At 52.9% G+C, this 22464-nt stretch carries 18 protein-coding genes and 1 pseudogene; 6 read left to right on the top strand and 13 right to left on the bottom strand.

Features of this window, described 5'->3' with window-relative positions; all coding sequences use genetic code 11:
• Positions 1 to 4: 4 nt before the first annotated feature.
• A complete protein-coding gene (locus HCX89_RS12075; RefSeq protein ID WP_167716195.1) occupies positions 5 to 1303 on the bottom strand; it encodes a GntP family permease in 1299 nt (432 codons plus the stop codon).
• A 288-nt stretch (positions 1304 to 1591) separates the two neighbouring features.
• Between HCX89_RS12075 and HCX89_RS12070 the strand changes: the two genes are divergently transcribed.
• Both HCX89_RS12070 and HCX89_RS12065 read left to right on the top strand, forming a co-directional pair.
• Complete coding sequence (locus HCX89_RS12070) at positions 1592 to 3871, top strand: TonB-dependent receptor (protein WP_167716193.1); 2280 nt, start codon at positions 1592 to 1594, stop codon at positions 3869 to 3871.
• An 88-nt stretch (positions 3872 to 3959) separates the two neighbouring features.
• The gene (locus HCX89_RS12065) at positions 3960 to 4604 is read left to right on the top strand and encodes a response regulator transcription factor (RefSeq protein WP_167716191.1); all 645 of its coding nucleotides are present in this window, start codon (positions 3960 to 3962) and stop codon (positions 4602 to 4604) included.
• A gap of 32 nt (positions 4605 to 4636) precedes the next feature.
• Here the strand turns inward: HCX89_RS12065 and HCX89_RS12060 are convergent, their stop codons facing one another.
• Positions 4637 to 8089, bottom strand: a complete 3453-nt coding sequence (locus tag HCX89_RS12060; RefSeq protein WP_144159624.1) for a PAS-domain containing protein — start codon at positions 8087 to 8089, stop codon at positions 4637 to 4639.
• 275 nt (positions 8090 to 8364) lie between these two features.
• Here HCX89_RS12060 and HCX89_RS12055 point away from each other — a divergent pair, with 275 nt between their 5' ends.
• The 4 genes from HCX89_RS12055 (at position 8365) to HCX89_RS12040 (ending at position 11965) form a co-directional block, all read left to right on the top strand.
• A complete protein-coding gene (locus tag HCX89_RS12055; protein WP_096141686.1) occupies positions 8365 to 9198 on the top strand; it encodes a S1 RNA-binding domain-containing protein in 834 nt (277 codons plus the stop codon).
• A gap of 170 nt (positions 9199 to 9368) precedes the next feature.
• Positions 9369 to 10070, top strand: a complete 702-nt coding sequence (locus HCX89_RS12050; RefSeq protein WP_096141799.1) for a YceH family protein — start codon at positions 9369 to 9371, stop codon at positions 10068 to 10070.
• A 150-nt stretch (positions 10071 to 10220) separates the two neighbouring features.
• Positions 10221 to 11063: an ABC transporter permease subunit gene (locus tag HCX89_RS12045; RefSeq protein WP_044734371.1), complete on the top strand. Its 843-nt coding sequence runs from the start codon at positions 10221 to 10223 to the stop codon at positions 11061 to 11063.
• Complete coding sequence (locus HCX89_RS12040) at positions 11060 to 11965, top strand: ABC transporter ATP-binding protein (RefSeq protein ID WP_093983030.1); 906 nt, start codon at positions 11060 to 11062, stop codon at positions 11963 to 11965. The genes HCX89_RS12045 and HCX89_RS12040 overlap by 4 nt, the downstream gene beginning before the upstream one ends.
• 542 nt (positions 11966 to 12507) lie before the next feature.
• Here HCX89_RS12040 and HCX89_RS12035 read toward each other — a convergent pair.
• From HCX89_RS12035 to HCX89_RS11985, 11 genes and pseudogenes are all read right to left on the bottom strand, one after another.
• Positions 12508 to 12717, bottom strand: coding sequence for a cold-shock protein (locus HCX89_RS12035; protein WP_025009607.1), 210 nt, complete (start codon positions 12715 to 12717; stop codon positions 12508 to 12510).
• A 253-nt stretch (positions 12718 to 12970) separates the two neighbouring features.
• On the bottom strand, positions 12971 to 13774 hold the full coding sequence (rlmA, locus tag HCX89_RS12030; RefSeq protein WP_044734369.1) for a 23S rRNA (guanine(745)-N(1))-methyltransferase: 804 nt from the start codon (positions 13772 to 13774) through the stop codon (positions 12971 to 12973).
• Between the two features lie 43 nt (positions 13775 to 13817).
• Positions 13818 to 14618 carry a hypothetical protein gene (locus tag HCX89_RS12025; RefSeq protein WP_167716189.1) on the bottom strand — a complete coding sequence of 267 codons (801 nt, stop codon included), beginning with the start codon at positions 14616 to 14618 and terminating at the stop codon, positions 13818 to 13820.
• A gap of 459 nt (positions 14619 to 15077) precedes the next feature.
• Entirely contained in the window at positions 15078 to 15548 is a 471-nt protein-coding gene (locus tag HCX89_RS12020) for a hypothetical protein (RefSeq protein WP_025009604.1), read from the bottom strand.
• A gap of 29 nt (positions 15549 to 15577) precedes the next feature.
• A complete protein-coding gene (locus HCX89_RS12015) occupies positions 15578 to 15790 on the bottom strand; it encodes a hypothetical protein (RefSeq protein WP_025009603.1) in 213 nt (70 codons plus the stop codon).
• Positions 15790 to 17631: a hypothetical protein gene (locus HCX89_RS12010; RefSeq protein WP_167716187.1), complete on the bottom strand. Its 1842-nt coding sequence runs from the start codon at positions 17629 to 17631 to the stop codon at positions 15790 to 15792. Before HCX89_RS12010 ends, HCX89_RS12015 begins: the two co-directional genes overlap by 1 nt.
• 9 nt (positions 17632 to 17640) lie before the next feature.
• A complete protein-coding gene (locus HCX89_RS12005; protein ID WP_167716185.1) occupies positions 17641 to 17940 on the bottom strand; it encodes a hypothetical protein in 300 nt (99 codons plus the stop codon).
• A complete protein-coding gene (locus HCX89_RS12000; RefSeq protein WP_167716183.1) occupies positions 17933 to 18925 on the bottom strand; it encodes a hypothetical protein in 993 nt (330 codons plus the stop codon). Before HCX89_RS12000 ends, HCX89_RS12005 begins: the two co-directional genes overlap by 8 nt.
• Before the next feature lie 43 nt (positions 18926 to 18968).
• Positions 18969 to 21392, bottom strand: coding sequence for a hypothetical protein (locus HCX89_RS11995; protein WP_345857453.1), 2424 nt, complete (start codon positions 21390 to 21392; stop codon positions 18969 to 18971).
• 4 nt (positions 21393 to 21396) lie between these two features.
• Complete coding sequence (locus HCX89_RS11990; protein ID WP_167716181.1) at positions 21397 to 21777, bottom strand: hypothetical protein; 381 nt, start codon at positions 21775 to 21777, stop codon at positions 21397 to 21399.
• Positions 21777 to 22464, bottom strand: a pseudogene (locus HCX89_RS11985) (phage tail protein); the annotation flags it as partial. The gene HCX89_RS11990 and the pseudogene HCX89_RS11985, both read right to left, overlap by 1 nt.

The following is a 22464-nucleotide window of genomic DNA, read 5'->3' as shown; positions in this document are numbered from 1 at the left end:
CCTCTTAAAACCAAATAAACAGAGCCAGTGCCAGCGCGACACCGATAAGTGGCAGCAGGGTCGTCAGCGCCGCCATCGCCCAATAGGCGCGCTTGTGGGTTTCCTTACAGATGGCGCGAATGGTGGTAACCACATAACCGTTATGGGGCAAGGTATCCAAAGCACCGGAAGAAATGGCCACCACTCGATGCAACTGATCCTGGTTCACCCCCATATCCAGATAATGGGGCGCCACCAAAGGCAAGGCTATCGCCTGGCCGCCACTGGCAGAGCCGGTAAGGCCGGCAATTACGCTCACCGCCACCGCAGCCCCCAACAGCTCATTGCCCGGCATATTGGTCATCACCTCAACCGCGGTGGCAAAGGCAGCCGATGATTTGGCCACGGCGCCAAAGCCGACCACGGCGCTGGTATTGCCTATGGCCACCAAAGCGCCTGTGGTGCCGTCATTGACCGCCCGTCCCAGATGATGAAAATGGCGGAAGTTGATTAACATCAGCGTCAGCACCCCACCGAGCAAGGCAACTATCAGGGCATTTTGTGCCAGGGTATCGTGCAGCCAAAAGGAGATAACCAGCACCACAATGAGAGGGATCACCCCTGTGATGGGATGGGGCAGATCCCGCTCCGGCACTTCAGGATCATCACTGCGCGCCTCGAAACGCTCACCTCTGGCGATGGCTCGGTTAATCATCCACTTGAGCCAGAAATAACCGCTGACCGCCATAAACAGGGCCACCACCAGGCTCACTTCCCAGGCGGCCCAGGGAGAGGTATTGAGGTATTTGATCGGGATCCAGTTTTGGATCTCAGGCGAACCGGCCGAGGTCATGGTAAAAGTCACCGAGCCCAGTGCCAACGCTGCCGGAATAAAACGCCGCGGCAGATTGGCATCCTTGAACAGCCCCAGCGCCATGGGATAGACGGAAAATGCCACAATAAATACGCTGACGCCGCCATAGGTCAACACGGCACAGGCGGCTACCACTGCCAGCACCGCATAGCGGATCCCGAGTTTCCCCACAATAAAATGCGCCACCGCATCGGCCGCGCCGGTATCTTCCATAAACTTGCCAAACAAAGAGCCCAGCAAAAACATAAAGAACCAGGACGCCAGAAAGCCGGAAAAACCGCCCATATAGGCACTGACAAAGTCAGCCCCCGAGGCATCGAATAACGGAATATGGTTGCTCAGCGCAACCAAGGCCGCGCACAGTGGCGCGGCGACAAACAGGTTGACACCTCTGAGTGTCAAAATGATCAGCAGCAGTAAGCCACCGAAGAGTCCCAGCATACTCAACATAAGCCCATCTCTTGTTGTTGGTCGCCCTATTCCGGCGCCGCAAATTTGCAGCGATTGACCAGGCGCCATTGTTAATTTTTTGCAACCAATTTTTGTAACCAAGAGAGTGACAAGCAAAAGCCGGATTGAACATAACACCATAGTGCTATACACAAAATAACCAATAAATTTCAAATTATTAAACAACACTGTACTAAGGTGCTAATTCCCTTCTGCTCCCTTTGCTCTAGAGTAAATGCCGAAGTATTAACAAAAACAAAACAAACAAAACAGCAAAAGGACTTAATCATGAGTCAAGCCAAGATCCCCTACTCTCTGCTGGCACTGGCCATAGCTTCGGCACTGACGCCGATAGCGGCTCAGGCAGAAGAAACCAACAATAAGGGCGAGCTGGAACGTATTGAAGTCACCGCCAGACGCACAGTGGAAAACCTGCAGGAAGTACCGGTCGCCGTCACCTCAGTCAGTGAGGCCGAGCTTAATGAACGCGGTATCACAGTGGTGACCGAAGTGCAGCAGTTCTCCCCCAATACCACGCTGCAGGCGAGTCGGGGAACCAACTCCACCATGACCGCCTTTATTCGCGGCGTGGGCCAGCAGGACCCGCTCTGGGGTTATGAGCCCGGCGTCGGTATCTATGTGGATGATATCTATATCGCCCGCCCACAGGGGGCGGTACTGGATCTGCTGGACGTGCAGCAGATAGAGATACTGCGCGGCCCTCAGGGCACGCTTTACGGCAAGAACACCATAGGCGGTGCGGTCAAGTATGTGACCAAGGTGATGTCCGGCGATCCCCAGCTGAATATTCAGGGCTCCTACGGCAGCTTTAATCAGAAAGATCTCAAGATCACCGGCCAGTATCCGTTGATAGACGAGCAGCTGTATCTGGGCTTTGGCTATGCCAACCTCAACCGCGATGGTTTCGGTGAGTTTTTGACCTCGGCCGAGCCGAACCAGGACAAAGAGAACTACAACAAAGATCTCAGTGCCATGCGACTCACCCTGGAGTATCACCCAACAGACTCACTGTTTTTCCGCCTCGCCTGGGATAAAACAGACGATAAGTCCAACGCCAAGGGGGGCTATCGCCTGCTGCCGAGTCTGCTGACCGATGCCCCGGTACCGGACAGCAAGTTCGACTCCTACACCAGTCTGCCCACCTGGAACGAGGTGGACCTCGAAGGTTGGAGCTTCACCGGCAGCTGGGATATAAACCACTCAACGCAGCTGAAATATATTGCGGCCAGAAGAGAGAGTTACTCACCCACCAACATAGATTTCGACAACACCTCACTGCAAATTTTCGACGTACCGGCCATCTATGACGACGAGCAAACCACCCATGAGCTGCAGCTGCATCACAGCGGCGACAACTACAAACTGGTGTCCGGTCTTTACTACTATGATGCCGAGTCCTGCGGCCAGTTTCAGGCGATTCTCGAAGAGCTTGGAAAGGCGCTCAACGCCCCTGGGCTGACCCGTGAAGTGAGCGGCTGCTCCAACTCCACCAGCAAGGCGGCCTATATTCAGGGCAGCGTAGACTTGAGTGACAGCTGGTCCATGACCCTGGGGCTGAGATACACCCAGGATGAAAAGCAGGCCTATGTCCGCAACGGCCTGATATTTGATACCGTCTATCCCGAATCCGGCTGGGTGCCGGGCTATGTCCGTCCAGAAGGCGACTTGGTGCCCTTGGTATTGGACGACAGCGAAGACTGGTCCAAGCTGACCCCAAGAGTCGGGGTGGAATACCAGTACTCGGATGACATCATGTTCTTTGCCAGTTACGCCCAGGGCTTCAAGTCCGGCACCTTTAATCCCAGGGCCGAAAGCGCCGAGCCGGCGGCAGATCCTGAAACCGTTGACAGCTTCGAGCTGGGGATGAAGAGCGAATGGGGCCGCAACTTAAGGGCCAACCTGACCCTGTTCAGCCTGGATCATAAGGACAGGCAGTATATCTCTGTTTTGTCGGGCGACACGGCCGCCGACCTCAATCAGCGCCTGGGTAACATAGGCTCTTCGGAGGCCCGTGGCGCAGAGCTTGAGATGACCTGGGTGGCCACAGACGCGCTGAACTTTGACCTGGCGGTGGGCTATATCGATGCTGAATTCAGTGAAGTGTTCGATACCGACCCTGCCACAGGTGAAACTTTCGACAAATCGGACAGATTTACCATAGCCAATACCCCGGATCTCACCTTTAACCTGGGTTTCACCTATCGTCTCTATGCCGATATCGGTGAGTTTGTCTTTAACGGCAACTATTACTATCGCGGTGACTATGTGCTGTTTGAGGAAGACAGCCTGCTAACCCAGGACGCCTACGGCCTGTTGAATCTGGGGATCTCCTGGTATAGCAATGACGGCAGCTGGTATGCCGGCCTCTATGGCAAAAACCTCACCGATGAAGAGTATCTTATCGGCGGCTATCAGTTTGTTACCCCGGATCCGAGCGATCCGACAGATGTCAGCAAGTACACCCCAGGACTCGGTGGCGACAACACCCTGATTGGTTATTACGGCGATCCACGCACAGTGACCCTGACGGTAGGCTACCGCTTTTAATCCGTGCCCCGAACAAGGCTTACCCTAGGGTAAGCCTTGTTTTTATTGATACTTTCCCGTATAAAATTTGAAACCCGGAGCCCTTAGGATGAGTCTGGTGAAAGCCATAATTGCCGATGATCACCCGCTGTTTCGCAGCGCCCTCAAGCAAGCCGCCGCCTGCGTATTGGATGAAGCACAGATACGCGAATGCGCCGATCTCGAGGGGTTGTTTGAGCTGCTCGGGCGACACAGTGAAACTGAGCTGGTGTTTCTCGACCTCGGCATTCCAGGAGCCAATGGTTTGCAGGGACTGTCGCAACTGCGCAATCAATACCCGGATGTGTTGATCATCATGGTGTCGGCCGCCGAAGCACCGGCGATTATGCAGCAAGCCATCGCCCTGGGCGCTTCGGCCTATGTGCCCAAGTCCTCGCCGCTGGAGCGGATATCCGAAGCCATCGCCGAGGTGCTCAATGGCGAAACCTGGTTACCGGCGGATCTGGCGCTGGACACTCTGGACGCCGATGACGAGCAGACGGACTTTGCCAGAAATCTGGAAAAACTGACGCCGCAACAATACAAGGTGCTGGCGATGATAGCCGATGGCCTGCTCAATAAGCAGATAGCCTATGAAATGCAGGTGCAGGAAACCACGGTCAAGCAGCATGTATCGGCCATTTTGCGCAAGCTCGGCCTCAACAACCGAACCCAGGCCGGCATCCGCTATAATCAGCTCAGCCGCCCCGAATAACGGTTTCCCCTTTCCCACAAAAAAAGCGCGCCTCAATTGAGCAAACGCTTGATACTGCGCCTGAGCGCCGGCAACTTCAGTGGCTTGTAAAGCAAGGGGAAACCGGCATCACTAACCTGCTCGCGAATGCTTTCGGCCTGATTGGCAGTATTGATAATCACAGGTAATCCGGACAACCCCTGGGAGGCCAACAGCTCAACCCCGGTGAGACCGGCATCCAACTGATAATCGACTATCAAAAGTTGCGGCAAGGGCAAACGCGCTTGCAGTTCAGCCAACTGCTCGGCGCCGGTGGCCTTTTCTATCTCGCAGCCCCAACTGCCCATGACCTGCCCCAGGGCTTCGAGCACGGTTTGATCATTATCCACCAGCCAAACCCGTAACCCGGCAAAATCAGACTCACTCTCCAAAGTCTTGGGTTTGACCGCGGCCACAGCCCCCGGCAGCGACTTGCACTGCAGCAACAAGGTAAACTGAGTACCGGTTCCTACCTGGGAACCCAGTAGCAAGGGGATGTCCAACAGATCGCAGATACGCTTGGTAATCGCCAGCCCAAGCCCCAGCCCTTCGGCGTTACCGCGGCTGCCGAGCTGCTTGAACTCTTCAAATATGGTCAGTTGATCTTCCTTGGCGATACCAATGCCCGTGTCTTCCACTATCAATGACAAGAGTCCGTTTTCAAGATAGGTCTTCAGCCGCACTTCGCCCTGCTCGGTATAACGAATGGCGTTGCTGAGCAGATTACGCAGCACACGTTTGAGCAGCGCCTTGTCGGTATTGAGCAGCACTTCCTGACTCTCGAGATGAAAGCCAATACCTTTTTGCGCCGCAAGCGCCTGATACTCGTGCCTGAGGGGATCTATGATTTGCCGCAATGGAAATTCGCTGACATTCACCTTGAAGGCTCCGGCGTTGAGCTTGGTCAATTCCAGAATACTGCTGAGCAGCTCTTCGGCGCTGCCAAGGGAGCTGCGGATATTGTCGGCCAGGGTTTCCAGCTCACTGCCCCTGGCTTTATCACTCATCAAGGAGCAGAACAGGCTGGCGGCATTGAAGGGTTGCAACAGATCGTGACTGGCGGCGGCAAAAAAGCGGGTCTTGCTCTCGGTTGCCTGCTCGGCCACCCGTTTGGCATTGGACAGTTCACGGTTGGCCTGGGTCAACGCCCGAGTGCGCTGGTTGACCTTTTCTTCCAGCGAGGCATTGACGTGTTCCAGCTGGCGCTGCTGGCTGACAAAGTCGGTCACGTCCGTATAGGTGGTCACAAAGCCGCCACCGGGTAAGGGGTTACCCTGCATCTCATACACCCGGCCATTGCTGTGGGTGCGCTGATACTTATAGGCACTGCCCTGACGCAGATAGTCGAGACGCTTGGCAATTTCCTGCTCGGGATCCTCGCCGCGAAACATGCCTCTGTGGGCGTTGAGTCGAATGATCTCTTCCACCGGCCGACCTATATAGAGCGCCTCATCCGGGTAGAGAAACATATCCTTGTAGCCCTGATTCCAGGCCACCAGCCTCAACTGGGAGTCCACCACACTGATCCCCTGTTGGATATTTTCTATGGTCGATTGCAGCAAGTCGCGATTAAAGCGCAGCACTTCGCGGGCCTCATCGACAAATTCGGCCACCTGCTCCAGCCCCTGATGTTTCTCATCTTTGGCGGCATCGATAATCAGCCTGGCCGAGGCGCCGCCGACCATGGCGGCGAGCTCTCTCTCGACCAACTGCTCGGTTCGCACCGGCGCATCCACTTTCCAGTGATTGGGATCCAGCGGGAACTCGCTGGCTACCAACTGACTGGCCGAGTCGGCTTCGCCGAAGCGTTTCAGCAAGGCCGCCAGATCATGAAAACTCAAACTGGCCTTGGGCACACCTTCCCGTCTGTCATCCCGGCTGATAACAAACTTGCTGCTCTGCAGCCGCTCGGCGAGCCCCGCCGGGCGCAGCACTGGCAGCAAGATATACACCAATAGATTGAGCCCAAGCGACAGCAGCATGGACTGGGTAATATCATCCAGCCCTAGCCCCAGTAGATCCCGCGGCGCCAAAGCCTGCACACCGAATGGGCCATTGTCGAGCCAGGGTTGGTAACCGACTGCGCCTATCACCAGATTCGGTAGCAGCAAGGTATAAAACCACACCAGCGAGCCTGAGGCGATCCCCAGTTGTGCCCCGAGGCAAGAGGCCTGACGCCACCACAAACCTATGATCAGCGCAGGTGCAAACTGCGCCACCAGGGAAAAAGACATCAAACCCACCATGGCCAGAGAGTTGGTATCGGCCAGTATTCTGTGGGTGAAGTAACTCAGTAGCAACAGCGCGAAGATCACCGCCCTTCTGGCCTGCAGCAAGGCGTTTTGGCTGAGGCCGCGACTGCCGGAGGCCAGTGATGAACGCCGCAGAATAAACTGATTGATAAAGTCGTTGGTGATCATGATTGACAGCACTATCGCCGAGACAATCACCATGCTGGTGGCCGCCGAAAAACCGCCGAGAAACACCATCAGGGAAACGACGTGATTCTCTACCGCCATCGGCAAGGCCAGTACGAAGGAGTCCGGCGCCACCTGCTCCTTACCGAACCATAACAGGCCGGCTACCGCGATAGGCAAAATAAACAGATTGATAAGAATGAGATACAGCGGAAACAGCCAGCGCGCCGTACTGAGATGGCCCTCGCCGCCCGGTTCAATAAACTGCATATGAAACTGACGCGGCAAACAGAACATGGCCAACACCCCAAGCAGGGTATGGGTGGCATAGATGTAGCCGGAGTCGACCTCAAAGCTCAAGTGCCCTTCAGCCTTGGCGCTCTGAGCCTGTTGCCAGAGTGCCAGCGGGCTGTCGAACAAACCGAAACAGACAAACAGTCCAACCGAGATAAAGGCAGCCAGCTTCACCAGCGATTCAAACGCCATACTGGCCACCAGCCCCGGATTGTGCTCGCTGGGTCTTGGACGCCGGGCACCAAACAGTACGGCAAACAGCGCCAGCAGCAACATGATATAAAAGGTACTGTCTTGCCAGAATCCGCCGGAGGAAACTTCTTCGCCCGTGAGCATGGCGATACTTTCCGAGGTGGCCGACAGCTGCAACGAAATATAGGGCACTATGGCAATCACGGAAATAAAAGACACCAGCCCGGAGAGGCTGGAAGACTGGCCATAGCGGCTGGCGATAAAGTCGGCCAGGGATGTGAGTTTTTCATCGCGGCAGATTTGCGCCACCCGGCAGTAAAGCCGCCAGCCAAATAGAAACAGGATCAAGGTACCGGCGTAGGTGGGCGCCAGCCACCAACCATGATTGGCAGCCTGGGCCGTGGTACCGAAAAAGGCCCAGGAGGTGCAGTAGACGCCGAGTGTCAGGCTGTAAAACAGCGCCCGAAAGCGTTTAGGTTTATATTTATCCGCCCACCAGGCGATGATAAACAACAGCGCGAGATACAAGAGTGCCAGCAGGCTGACGGACCAGATAGAGAACATAGGCAAAGGTTTTTATTTTCAGCTTAACCAGTTCTGCTGCAAAAAGCAGCGCTAACTTTAGTCTTATTCAAACTTAGGGAAGTCTGACTTCGACAGGCCCCGGCATGCCTTCAGTCAGATGCCTTGAACGCCAATTGCTGTGCAAGCCACGCCCTACAAAAGAGAAGGCCACGAGGACTTATTCGCACATCCCTAACAAAAGGCACGGGCATAGGTGAGCGCAATCCGTTATAATCCGCCGCAGCTGAAACAAAGTTAATCAGGTTCAAAAACAGATGGCAGAAATAGGTCAAAGTTGCACCCTGGAAGTGGTCAAACAGGTTGATTTCGGGGTTTACCTCAACGCTCATGAGTTGGGACAGGTGTTATTACCCAATAAAGTGGTGCCCAAGGGTTGTCAGGTGGGCGACAAGTTGGAGGTGTTCCTCTATCTGGACTCCAACGACCTGCCTATCGCAACCACTAAAAAGCCCCTGGCTCAGGTGGGTGAGTTTGCTTATCTCAAGGTGGTTTCCATTGGTCGGGTCGGTGCCTTCCTCGATTGGGGACTGGAAAAAGATCTGCTGCTGCCCTTCGGTGAGCAGCACAAGCAGGCCGAAGAGGGCCGCAGTTACCTGGTCTATGTTCACCGTAACCGCGCCGACGAACGGATTGTCGCTTCGTCCAAAATCGATAAGTTTGTCGATAAGAGCCCGGCTTGGTATAAAAATGGTCAACAGGTTGACCTTATCATTGCAGGTACCACAGATCTCGGCTACAAGGCGATAGTCAACAACAAGCATTGGGGCGTCATCTATCAAAATGAGGTGTTCCGTAAGCTGAAGTTTGGCCAAAAGCTCAAGGGTTATATCAAGCAGGTGCGTCACGACAACAAACTGGATCTGACCCTGCAAAAGGCTGACCGTCAGGAGTTGGATCAGCAATCACAGCGGATCATGAAGAAGCTGGCCCAGGCCGGCGGTTTCCTGCCCTACAGCGACAAGACCTCGCCCGAAGTGATCTACGCCGAACTTGGCATGAGCAAGAAGGCCTTCAAAAAAGCCATCGGCGGCCTGTTCAAGGCCGGAAAACTGCGCATTGAAGATGACGGTATCCACACCAGTAATTGAACAAAGAACTAACAAAGAATTGAGCAAAAATAACTCGCCTGCCCTATTCAGGACAAGCGCAGCCGAGGAAAACCGCGACATCGGCTCAAGGCTCTGATATAACTCAAAAACACTGAGTAAAATGTCGGTCAGTTGGCCGACATCTGCCTTGAATGGAACTGTCAATTATGTTGCAACTCAATGCCATCGAAGCCAGAGTGATTGGCTGCCTGCTGGAAAAAGAAGTCACCACTCCGGATCTTTATCCCCTGTCTCTCAATTCACTGACCCAAGCCTGTAATCAAAAGACCAGCCGAGATCCCGTGATGGAACTGAGCGAGTCTGAAGTGCAGCAAGCCTTGGACAGCCTGAGTAAAAAACGTCTGCTGAGTGAGCAATCCGGCTTTGGCAGCCGGGTCATTAAGTACCGCCACAGATTCTGCAACACAGAATTTGGCGAGCTGCAGTTTTCCCCGGCCGAGCTGGCGATAGTGTGTTTGTTGCTGCTGCGCGGCGCCCAAACCGCAGGTGAACTCAGAAGCCGGGCTCAGCGGCTGTTTGAATTTGACGGCCTGCCACAAGTGGAGCAAACCCTATTGGCGCTGAAAGACAAAGGCTTTATCCGCCAACTGGCCAGGGAACCTGGAAAACGTGAGATACGCTTTGCCGAGAACTTCACCGAGAATGATGGTGTATCTGAAGGTTCCGGCGGCGCAGATACCACCCAGATTGCCAATCAAGCTAAAGCTCACCATGAAGGTGAGCGCGAAAGAGAGCCAGAAACGGCGAGCCAGAGCCGGATAGCCTTGCTTGAACAAGAACTGGCGACAATGAAGCAAGAGCTGGCTTTACTAAAACATGAATTGGCCGAGCTTAAGGCGCAACTGGCATAATTGACCGTAAAAACGACAGCTACGGCTTGAAATAGTGGCCAGGCGTTGGCCTGCCTGGCCTCATGGTGTTAGGCTGGCGTCTTATCGGCAACCCAGTGCTTGCTCCGGTCGCTGCAAGGACTCCATATTTGGAGCAAAACAAGGAACCACATGACAACTGCAACTCACAGCACTCATCCCGGAGGGCTGAAAAACGCCCTGCAACTCGCGGGATTTGAACTCTATAAACTCATTTTCCACCGCCGTGGCACCCTGGCGATGATAGCTTTCGCCCTGGTGTGGCTGCTGATCCTCGCCTATCCGGTCCGAGGTGCCGCCAGCTTTCTGTTGAACCCGGACTTCAAGCATTTTGTTACCGGTGCCTTCGGTGAAGGCACTCTGGATCAACTATTTGCCTGGCCGGTTGCCGAGCAAGCCGTCTATTGGGTCATCAGTCTCTACCTGTTCCCCATGTTCAGCATTCTTATCTGCGGCGATCAGTTCGCCTCGGACAAAAACCGCGGCACACTGCGCTTCCTCAGCCTGCGTTCGGGCCGCGATGCCCTCTTCTTCGGCCGCTTCCTCGGCATGATGTTGATCCAATTGCTGTTGGTTGCCATCACAGTCATAGCAACCGTATTTTTGGCCATGAGCCGGGATATGGCGTTGGTGCTACCCGCGCTGACTTCCGGCTTGATGATGACACTCAATCTGGTATTGATCCTGCTGCCCTACACCGCCCTGATGGCGCTGTTCTCACTCTGGGCCAGCTCGGCCAGATTAGCCAGTGTTTTTGCGGTGCTTTTCTTTGCCGCCATGATGATAGTAATGGCGGTTATCAATGCTCAGCTGCCCATGCTCTCTTTCATCGGTTATCTGGTGCCCGGAGCACAGATAGATGCCATGCTCAATGCCCAGCCGCTAACGGCACTGTCAAGTGCTTGGTTGCCACTGCTGCAAACCATTGGGTTATTGGCAATAGGCCGCACCATGATGCAGCGAGGTGATCTATGAGTCTGATTAACTGTAAAGGCCTGAGCAAACTCTACGGCAGCAAGCGGGCATTGGATAGCGTCGACTTGCAACTGGAGCCCGGTAGTCCCATCGCCCTGGTCGGCCCAAACGGTGCAGGCAAGACCACATTGATGAGCCTGCTGCTGGGTTATATACGTCCAAGTAGTGGTGAAATCACTGTGATGGGGCAGCGCCCGGGCAGTAGTGAACTTTTGGGACAGATCTCGGCCCTGCCCCAGGACGCCGCCCTGGATCCCGGCTTCAGCCTGCTGACTCAATTCAGCCTGTTTGCCCGCATGCAGGGTATGGGCGCTGAAGCAGCCAAGGCAGAATCCCTGCGGGTGCTGGCTCTGGTAGGCCTTGAGGACGTCGCCAATCAAAAACCCAACTCTCTGAGTCATGGTATGGGGAAACGCGCCGCAATTGCTCAGGCGCTGATAGGCAACCCCAAGCTGGTGTTGCTGGATGAACCCACGGCCGGACTGGATCCCGCCAACGCCCGCAAAATTCGCGAGTTGGTAGAATCCCTGAGCGCAGACACCACCTTTATTATCAGCTCCCACAATCTGGATGAACTGGAAAAACTCTGTGATAGAGTGCTATATCTGGACAAAGGTAAACTGAGCCAGTCGGTCACCATGCAGCAGAGCAGCGCCGAAGCCTATCTGACGCTGCAGATGCAACACTGTGATCAGGAAAAACTGCTGGAGGCACTCTACGCCCTTGAAGGTGTTTACGAGGTCTCGGCCAAGGGCAAACAAAACTACCTTATCCGTTACCAACCGGAGAAGGACACCTTGGATATCGAACTGCTGCAGCTACTCAAGCAAAATGGCTGGCAATATCGCAGCCTTATGCGAGGCCGCACACTGGAAGATACACTGTTCGACGGCGCAGCCTGAATCTGAATCTCAGCCACTCGTCCATACCAGTCGAGCCCTGACACGAAAAAACCTATGCCTTGGCATAGGTTTTTTCTTTCTTCTACAGCAGGTTAGTGTCACGCTTTTACTTTTTTAATCGAACCACCCAGAGTATTTTCACCAACAAAGTCTTGGGAAAGGCACAAGTGCGTTCTTTTTCGTAAGGAGTGGCTTGGGCCTGACAGAAGTCATACCAAGGGCCTGCCAAAATCGGATAAATCAGAGACTCAATTGCGGTTATCGGGATAAATGAAGATATATTTTTTAAAACAGAGTAATAGCTTGAAATAAGTTAATCTTAATTTGAGAGATCACTACAAATTAGAACAAAAGCTCTAGCCAGAGACCACTTGTTGAAGAGATAAAAGACTGAAGAGATAGAAATTGAGCTGGCTTAACTATGAAGACATAAAAAGCCAATACATAAAAATCAAGGCATAAAAAAACCGCGCTTCCTTACACCTGAGAGTGTAGGTTCACGCGGTTTATTACTGTATCGCTCGGGTTACCCCGAAAAGCGATTAGCCGATAACAGAAACGTTTTCAGCTTGAGGACCTTTCTGGCCCTGAGTAACAGTGAAGGATACTTTCTGACCTTCGTCCAGAGTCTTGAAGCCGTCAGAGTTGATGGCGCGGAAGTGTACAAACACGTCTGGACCAGACTCTTGCTCGATGAAACCGAAACCTTTGTCAGAGTTGAACCACTTAACTACACCAGTTACTTGTGACATGATATAAATCCTGTAAATAAAACTATCTTTTAAGCCTTAACGGCGGTGGAGCTGAAAATGCCGGTATTACTTATGTTTACAGGACGAACTGGTCGTATTGAAGACATAAAAATAAGCCCAACTTTCAAGCTAAGTAGACTATAAATCATTCTGGAGATAAGTCAACAAACTTAATTGAGCCCTTGAGGTTTTTTTTACTTAAATTTCGAGTATTTGCCGTAACAAGTTGAAACCTATCTTATAGTTCTACGTCTTATGTATTACGCCGGTAAACCTGAATGTAAAAATCCAGCTCACAACCCAATCCCTCAGCTTGTAGCTGCTGTTTTTGTTCGGCGCTGAGCTTCCAAGCATAGGGAGTCATCTCCAAAAAGTCATTGCAAACCTGCCCGGCCGGTAAAACTAGCGGCCACTGCAATCGCTCATCATGCAGCAGACCAAAACCCGGTAGCTCTGACTTGGTCGGCTCATGCTCTCTTGGCTCACTGTAGATGATCTCTTTCAACTGAAAGTGATGTCTGGGGCCTGGGGATACACAGATAAAAATGCCGCCTGGCCTACACACCCGCGCCAACTCCTTATCTTTTGATGGTGCATAGATACGCAACATGAGCTCAAAAGCAGCATCGGCATAAGGCATGTCGTAGGCGCTGGCCACACAAAAGCGCATCTGGGGATGTGCCTTGGCGGCGTAGCGAATCGCGGTTCTGGAAATATCTAATCCATAGAGTTCGCCACCAACAGCTTGTTGCAAACGCTCGCTGTAGTAGCCTTCACCGCAGCCCAGATCCAAAATCTCGGGTTGTCCCTTGCCATACTCCAGCGCCAGCTCGTTGACCCTGTCGCTGAGAGCCTGATAATAGCCGGCGTTCAAAAAAGCGCGCCTGGCCTGCATCATCTGCTTGTTGTCACCGGGATCGCGGGAGTTTTTCTTCTGCACCGGCAACAGATTGACATAGCCTTCCTTTGCCTGATCAAAACTGTGGTTTTGGCCACAACGCCATTGTTTTCCGTCCTGCACCAACTCGCTGCGGCACAGGGGACAAATATAAGTCATGCATTACTTCCATCAGAATTGGGCTTTGCAGCCCAAGGTGGTTTTACTCTTCGTCGGTCAACTGCCTGACCATGGTATTGAGCTCCGGCGATGACAAGAGTTCATAGCACTCAAGCGCGCGCCTGAGCTTTTCTTCGGTGCCATCATGGTTGGCACTCTGGCGGTAATTGGGACGCTCAAGCGACTGATTATAACATCGCAGCAGCCATTGACGTTTCTGGGATAGACCTGTGAGCAGATGCCAAACTTCGTTGAGCAGGCCTTCAGGCAATTTAGCCCCATGCGCCTGCTGGTATCGTTCCAGCCTGATTCGAGCCTGAGTCACTTCACTGAGTTGCACCGCCAACTTTTCACCACTGGCTTGATAATCCTGAGCTTCAGCCAACGCTGTCTTGGCCAGAATGATCTCTCTTGGCTCCTGTGACAAACGCAAATCCTGCTCCAGGGGCAGCAGCTCGAATCTGCCGGTTTGTAACGAGCAGAGAAATGTCTGCCCCGGCCATAAATCGAGACACACTCCCTGCCTCAGGGCAGCGATGCAACTTGAAGTACTGGTTCCAACTTCAGAGTAGAGTCTAAAGCCCTGACCTGCCGTGCGCGACACTCCATCCTTCCTGACGGATTCCAAGGGTAGCAACTGCTGAGTCAGAAAAGGTTGCAGCCTCAAAATAAACTGCCCCTGCGAAGCCTTGTCTTCTCCTTCAAGCATTACCCACTCAAGCAGCGGCGAGCGCAAGGCCTCCGACAACACAAAATCACTGACACTGTCTGGCAGGCTGAGGCACAACCTGGTCGGCATTGAAAGATTGACTATGGTGGGTGAACTGAAAAACTGACTGTACATCTGCATCCCTTCGGGTAATCCGAACCTCGTTGTCCCTGCCGGCAGGCCGCTTATTGTAACCAGAGGCCATCGATTCACCAAGGGCGGTTTTTAACCGAAATACCAGCGATAATGCCGGCAAAATCCCATTTCCGTAAAAAAATGTTAAGATAAGCTTTTGTCTACAGAGCCAAAGTCATCAGCATGAGTCAAGCCCAACCTCAGCCTTCCATATTCTGGCATGATTATGAAACATAAAACTACAAAGCATTGATTAAAATCAGATTTTTAAAGACAAGCCTTTCTAAAATGTACTCACCAATGTACACAGCACTCATTTACCACTTATATAGACCATTTGTGTCATGGGATTCAGCCCGCCTCCCCCCGATCTTCCTTAACCTTCACTTACAGCTGATCATTGGTAAGTGATGCCAATTGGTAGTGTATTGCGGGGTTAGTAACTGACGCTGTTAGTTGCTATTGGGAGTTAGAAAAACTCTTGCTGCCACCAGGATCGACCACATATCCCCCTTCCACTATCGCATAAGACGGAAATCCATAACGGGGTTCGGTGAACCGATACTCTTTGTAATGCTTACCGTCTTTATAATACTCATAAACGTTGTACTGCTGAGGCCCAGCAATACTCAGCATTTGGCTCTCGGTCATACAAATAGCCAAATGCCGCCAACGTATTGCATCACGTGGTATTTTTTTCCCATAACAAGGGTGATTATTGGTCATGTCTGTGGAAGGTTTTTCTTCCACCGCAGGTTCATATTCCACTTTAGGTGGGACCCGGTATTCAACGTTGGATCCTTGTCGAAGCTCTAACGGCTTGCTGTCAATGCTACATGGCTCTGCTTGGAAAACCCCAGGCTCGCACTCGTACACCTCTGCAAATGCTGCCGAAGAACCCAGGGCCAATATTAGCGCTATCGTTCTCATGCTGCTGTTCCTCCTTGATCTGTTTCAGTCTACACAAGGATTTGCGAGTGCGGCAAGTCAGGCGCCGGGCCCAGTACCCGACCATCCTGAATATAAACGTATGAGCCAACATTGCCGCTGCCGGTTGCCCGGAATGTTTTACCGCTGCGCGTTGTTGCTGTCACTGTGCCATCGGCATTCTCGGCGTTCACCTTGGCTATCTCCCGCGCTGGCAGCAGCTCACGTTTCAGTTGTTTCAGCATTATGCCCCCTGCCTGATTAAACCAGCGTTCTGGCGCACTGTCAGGCCGCTACTGCTCATGCTGGCGCTGATGGTCACGGTATCACACAGCGCCTTATAGACTTCACCGCGCCAGGTAATGCCAATCAGCTGGCCGGGGCGCAGCGGCGGCAAGTCGGCCATCACTGTGGTGTTGATACTGACTCGGCGCTTGGTACCAGAATCGGCAATGGCATTGGTACCTGCCAACCTGGCGGCCTGAGTATCGACAATCAGCATGTTGCTGATATCGTCTGTTGGTTCATCACCGGCGGTACCATTAAGCCGAACTTCTACAGACACCCCCTGTTGTTCCCCGCGCACCCAAGCTGCATTGCATTGCTGGCCCCGTTCTGTTTGCTCGCTGTGATTGAAGATCACCGCATCGTGCAGGTTAACATCAGCAGTTGCTGCCGCCATGCTCCAGGGTGTATAGGTCCAGCGCGGCAGGATCCTGAGTTTGCTGTTATCTTCGTCCGGGTCCACCATGCAGCCAACCAGCCCAGCCAACTCGGCCACGGCCTCAAGCGGCGTTTTACCAGAGATATTGCAAACACCTGCTGGGATCACAAAGTCCGTTACCTGGGGCGCCAGTTCAATGCTCCAGCCGCTGTTGGCCACAATATCGCTCAGGCAACCGGCGAATGACCGGGCCGCTTGGTTGTGGTAACTGATCTCTCGCTTCCATGGCCATGCCAACTGAGAAGCCCTGCCCCTGGCTGCCGAGGTGTAGCTGTTAGAGGCCCAGGCTTCGCTGCTGCTCGGCGCCTCGGCCAGCAAGTAAAACTCATAGCCGTTAATGCCAATACGCAGCACCTCATCAACAGCAAGCAGCGCATCCACTTTGCTTGAAAACTTGATACTGCCAGCGGTCACAAACTGGCTGCGGCTGTCAGTTATGCTGCATTCAGTAATAACCAGCTCGCGGTTATCAGAGAGGCGGTGACAGGTCAGTGTCGGTTGCATTAAATACAGTCTCCGGATCTGTGGTTCAATGGGGACTTTGAGATCAAGCGGTGGCTGAACCGGATTGGCATCTATCAAGCCGCCGCCATCATCCCAATAGCAATGCCGTGGGTTTGGCTTGAACTTCAAGCTGACTGGGCTCTGGTAGTCCTGCCAAGGCTCATTGAAACGGATAGTGATTGGCCCTGGCTCAGGTGGCAGGTAGGCATCAGAGCAAATCCAAACGCCACGATGTGGCCCCCAAGCTATGGCAGGTTCTGCGCCGCGCTGATCTTCATAGCTGTAGGTGATCTCGGTTTCGCCATAGCATTCAATACCAAAGGCCCAAGCAATAGGCTGAGGTAAATAAACACTGCTAAGCGCTTTCCATCCAAGCTGCCAAATGGCTTGCCAGGCGGCAGGGTTTAACCAGCGAATACCGGCGGCCGTCTGCAGCGGTACCGGCAAGCGCCAGGTAACTGCAGTTGAATGCTGCAGAGCATCTTTACTTTGCCAGTTTGCCAGTACCTCAATACCATGCTGCCTGCCTTGGCTCCAGTAAACCTGCAGCCGGTCGGAAATGGTCGTCGGGCTCTGCCAGCTAAGTGCCAGCTGGGCCGTAGTGTGCGGCCCAACCATAGGCAGCTGCAGCTGCTGTTCAGTCTGGTGATTGTGGATCCAGCGAATAGCAATATCGGCGCCAAGAGACGGCTCTGGAATATCCGGCCCGGGATCCGGTGGGATATCACCACCAAACTTTATCTCAACGGGTGAAGTCACATTCTGCCATGGTCGGCTGAATGTGATGGTTACCCCGCCCTTATCGAATTTTGGTGATACCGGCGATTGAAGCTCGATCCATGCTTTGCTGAATCTCATCGGTTATCCTTACACTACTGGAATATTAGCGTCAGTAGCCTCCAGCTTTATGCCGTCAATAACCTCGGCAGCATATTGCTTGTCATCATCCAGTATCATCAGTATCACTGAGTTTGTGTGCTGATATCTTGGAGAAAATATCAGCGTTCTGTCGTGGGAACTGCCAAACACACCGACCCGCAATACCTTGCAGGTATCACGGTCAAGAACCATGTATCTCTCTGCCGCAGCATCGGCGTTAACAATGGTCAGTTTCGACATATTGCGGGGGATAGTCTTATCTAATGAAGCTACAAGCACTTTACTCATACCATGACTCCGCATTAATCCAGTATTGGCAAGCTCCGTTATGTGGGTTGGGGACCAAATAGTGTTCTACCCCATTAATCACTTTGGTGACCGGGAAAATAGCATCGGAATATGCTGGCGATGAACTCACCAATAGCCCAGGTAACTGCCCCCTTACTTGAGGCTGCAACAAACTATCTTTGAATAATACTCCCTCTGAGTCCTTGTATGTGTCGCCGGTACTTGATGCACTATATGCGTCAATGACTATGGCCATTTTCGAGTATATTGGGTTTGGCGAGCCCTCACCATTGTGCGTTGTACTAGGAGATAGCGCTGCTGAAAAAAACAGAGCTATCTCATGATCTTTTCTGGTATCTTCACCTGTGACCTGGCCAAATCTTCCAATAATTGAAGTACTGCTGGCGTAACCAAGCCCAAACTGCCATGAAGAAGTAATGTTGTCTGAATTCTGATGATAAGTAAGAACCCCGAATCCGTTAACATCATTGACGTAAAAGCTGTCAATACTCCCTATGCCGAATGCTGGATGTTCATAGGTACCCTGCGCCATTGTCGGCTTATAGTCTGAGCTGGTCAGGATGTAAAACGAAACGGCAGTGGCAATAACGATCCACTTTGTAGCATAAGACCCACCCCAAGAATAAAGGTAACTGACACCCGGAACAGAAGCCCAATCAGGATTGGACAATGATATTGCCGGAGCTGTTCTTACCTGCATACTTTCATTATTGCGGCCATCCTTAAACCTTGAAGACAACCACATGCAACCACCAGGATAGCCAGGTACAGCGTCAGCAGTTTTGAAAATCATGTAATTATTTGCGGCATCGTCCAAAATGACGCTCCACCCGGCAGGCTGTTTGGTGCCATATCCATCAACCAAGCACTTGCGAAGGATCTCAATCCATTCAGCATAAGTTCTATTTTGCAGCTGAGGTGCGCCGGGATCGTCCCAGCGGTAAACCGTTACTGGTAAAGACATTTGATAAACTCCAAATTAAGGCCAAGTCGGGCTGAGACTTTGATTAAGATTCGGTACCACGGAAGCTGAGCACAGATTTATCATCGGTTATCTGGCTGTGGCCGCTCTGGACTGAGCGAATGGCTTGAACTGGTTTTGATGCAGCATACTGCTGGAATCTGGCCGCTTCACCCGGTTGCCAGCCGCCTCCGAATATTCCCTGAGGCATAACAAAGAACGGTAATCCTGTGGCTTGGTTTATTGGCCTGAACTCCTGATGAATGTCACCAGTGGCCACCTGGCCCCGACCGCGGCCAATGAGCTTGAAAGTTTCCCCTGAGCCGGTAAACACCAGTGCCCAGTCTTCATTTACCGCGCTTTCGTTTACCACTTCGATGGGGTATTCAATCACGTTCAAGCTGCCGTTTGCTGGCGCACCGTCTTGATCCCAGTTGCCGTCCCAGGCGGTCATATCGCGCACTTCACCAATGCGGGATTCCAGCTCACCAAGTTTGAGAATGCTCGATACTGTGGCGCCAAGCTGATAGTCATTTTTCAATTGGCCGGCGAGCAGCAAAGAGTTATCTGATACTCCGGTTACCATGGCCAGCTCGCCAATGGTGTCTGACAGAATGAAAGGCGCGGTGAAGCCAGGGAACGCGCTCTGGATTGTTACCACGCCGGTTTCTTTGTCATGCTCGAAATGCTGATCGTCTACTGTCCAGAGGCTGAGGCCATCGGCATCCGTAATATCAACAAAACGGGCATTCTGGCGCACGTTGAGCGTTTGCCCTGCCTGAGGGTTATTAACAGGCTGAAAGTTGCTGTGCTGAACGCTGACAGTGCCGAACTTGCGGAAAATATCGACCTGCCCACCGCCGGGGATCCTCAGCGGGTTAAGGCCATACATTTCCGGCGGCGGCAAGAGCCGCACACGTTCAGTGAGGTCATAGGTTAGAGTGCTGAGGTTTACCGGCTGATCAAACGTCAGGGTTACCAGGCCGTTGCTGATAGTGCCGTTTACCCCGGCGCCGGTTACCGTTCCGTCATTATTTCCGCTGGCGCTGAGCAGTGAACCGGCAACCGCTTGCACTTGGATATAGAGCGAGTCCAGCAGAGGATCCTGAGAGTTGAGATTAAAGGCACACTCTGTTTCGCCTACCTGGCTGCGGATCAAAAACTGCAGGTCACGGTCACTGTATCCCTGTTCAAATGTGACTATGCCGCCCTCATAGTCAACAATCGCAACTCTGGTGTTAAAGCTGTATAGAGCATTATCTTTCTCTGATGTAATCTTGGCGGCCCATCCGTTTGACTCTTCGTTGGCGTTACCAAAGAAGCTGCCTTCTGCAATTATCGCACCCTGGGGCAGTGGGTCAGCCAGCATGTGTTCTTGATACACATCCGAGCTGATATAGGCACATGACACTTCCGAGCCCAAATCCGGCTTGCGTGTCAGTGTCGCGGCAATTTCACCCGTGCCAACCGTGACCACTGCTTCCTCGTTGCCGTAGATCACGCCGCCGGAAATGAAGCTAATCACCGGCTGATAATCCACGTTCTGGTTTTCACCCTGCAGCACATCAACAGCGGGCCAGCTGTAGCTCTGGGCGCCACTGGCGGCGGTAGTCACTATCTTGCGCACAATGCTGTTATCGCCTGCAGTGATACGGATCCCCGCCTTGGTTTGCTCGGTAACAATCGCAGGCAGCAGTTGCTGCTTGGTTTCCTTCACCGCCAGGCTGTTATCGCCGGAAGCGGCGGGGGCCGTTAGCTTAGTGACACCGTGGAAAATCACATTGTCGGCCGAGTTGGTGAGGCGCAGCTTGGTGCAGTTGGCCTCACCGTTGATCAACCTGTCATGCTCAGGGGTCGCAAAATCTATCGGCGGGTCAAACACTATGTTGCCGATGTTGTTACCCGGGGCATTGGTTTCAGTCACCATGGCGTAATGAGTGCGGCGCGGCCAGTTCTTATCCTCCTGGCCCTCATACTCGGTTGAAATGGCAATGATCTGCCCTACCCTGAGATCTATCCGGCGCACGTATTCTTTGCCGTTCAGCATGTAAATGCTTTCCAAATATTCGCGGCTGAAAGAGTTTTGATTTGGCAGGAACCCGGGCGCCCCGGATCGAAACAGTGAACCGGCAGTAACCGATGACTCAATGGCGTTAACCATTTCCGGCATGCGGCTGGCATCATCCAGGGTTGGCGACTCCACCAGAAACAGATTGACCAGAGGATCCTGAGGGGGCGAAGACCAGAAAACATGCGCCCCGCGCAGTGTTGCCGTGTCCTGGGTGACCAGTGACGGAAACGCTTTGGCGATATCAATGGCGGCCTCTGCGTGATCAACATCGGAAATGGCCCGGAATAATTCATTCAGGATCCCTGACCGAATGGGGTTAAGAGTACGCTGGCCCCCGGCATCTTCGTTCTGGCCAAGCTTTTCGGGTTTGTAAACTATCAGATTGTTCCGATTAATCACGATGCTATGCCTCTGCAGTCAGGAATTTAAGAACGACATTGCTCAGCAGCGAGTCGCCGCCGACTGTTGGGAATAGATCCGCGCCGACAACAGCCGGGCCATCGCGGTTATCCCAGATCACATTCCAGCTGTTGCCATCGAGTTCCAATTCAAACGGGGTGAGGGTCGAATAGTTGTGCTGTTGCAGCGCTTCAAAATCTGCGCGGGTCATTCCCGAGTTTGCGGTGCCGATAATCAAGGGGAACCCGCCAGGCAAAACAAATTGCTCGTATATCAGGGACCCATTCCCGCCGCGCTCAGCCACAGCCTGAACTCGCTGCTGTTCGTTTTGGTTCAACCAGAGCAACTGCTGGTGCTCTGGGATGATGGTGTCAATGCGCTGCATTAGCCCCCCTGGGTCAGTTTTGCTTTCTCGATAGAACGCAGCAGCTCGTCCAACTGATCTTTATTGGTATCCAGTTGTGTACGGCGCCCTTCAACAATCAGAGTCAGCGTTGCGTTATAGCTATTGCCGAAACTGGGCTGACTGGTTGTTTGTTTTGTTTGGGCTTGCTGCTGGGTAGAAGTGGGGTTTGATTGGGTGTCGCGCTGGTTCTGCTGTTGCTGTTGCTGGGCTTTAACTTCCTCAGTGCGATACTTGTAAACTTTGTTCAGCGTCTGCTCGGCGCGGCGCAGTTGATCAAGCAGCTCCCTGTCGCCTGTCTTTTCAGCCTCCGCCAGCTGGCTTTTGATATCGGCCAACTCTTGTTGATAACGGCGCTTCTCAATATCGGCTTGACGACCTTCGTACTCGTCCAGCTCATCCAGCAATGAGCTGAGCGTGTCTGATGCCGAGTCTTTCAGAGCCTCCATTCTCGAACGCGCCTTATCTATTGCGGCAGTGAGCAGATCAAGATCCTGTTCGTTCAATAGCCCCAGGGTCTTGCTTGCATGTTCGGCACTACGCAGCAATTGCATGTTGGCGCTGTCAGTATCGTCTAATGCTTCAACTAACTTCAGCAACTCTACACGCTGCTCGTAGTAGGCCATTTGAGCGGATTTGCTGGCTATGTCCTGCTCATACTGCCAGCGA

It is taken from the genome of Shewanella sp. Iso12, from assembly GCF_012030025.1.
GTDB classification, from domain to species: domain Bacteria; phylum Pseudomonadota; class Gammaproteobacteria; order Enterobacterales; family Shewanellaceae; genus Shewanella; species Shewanella algae.
Note: the sequence above shows the minus strand (reverse complement) of the source record. Positions and strands in the feature narration are given on the sequence as shown.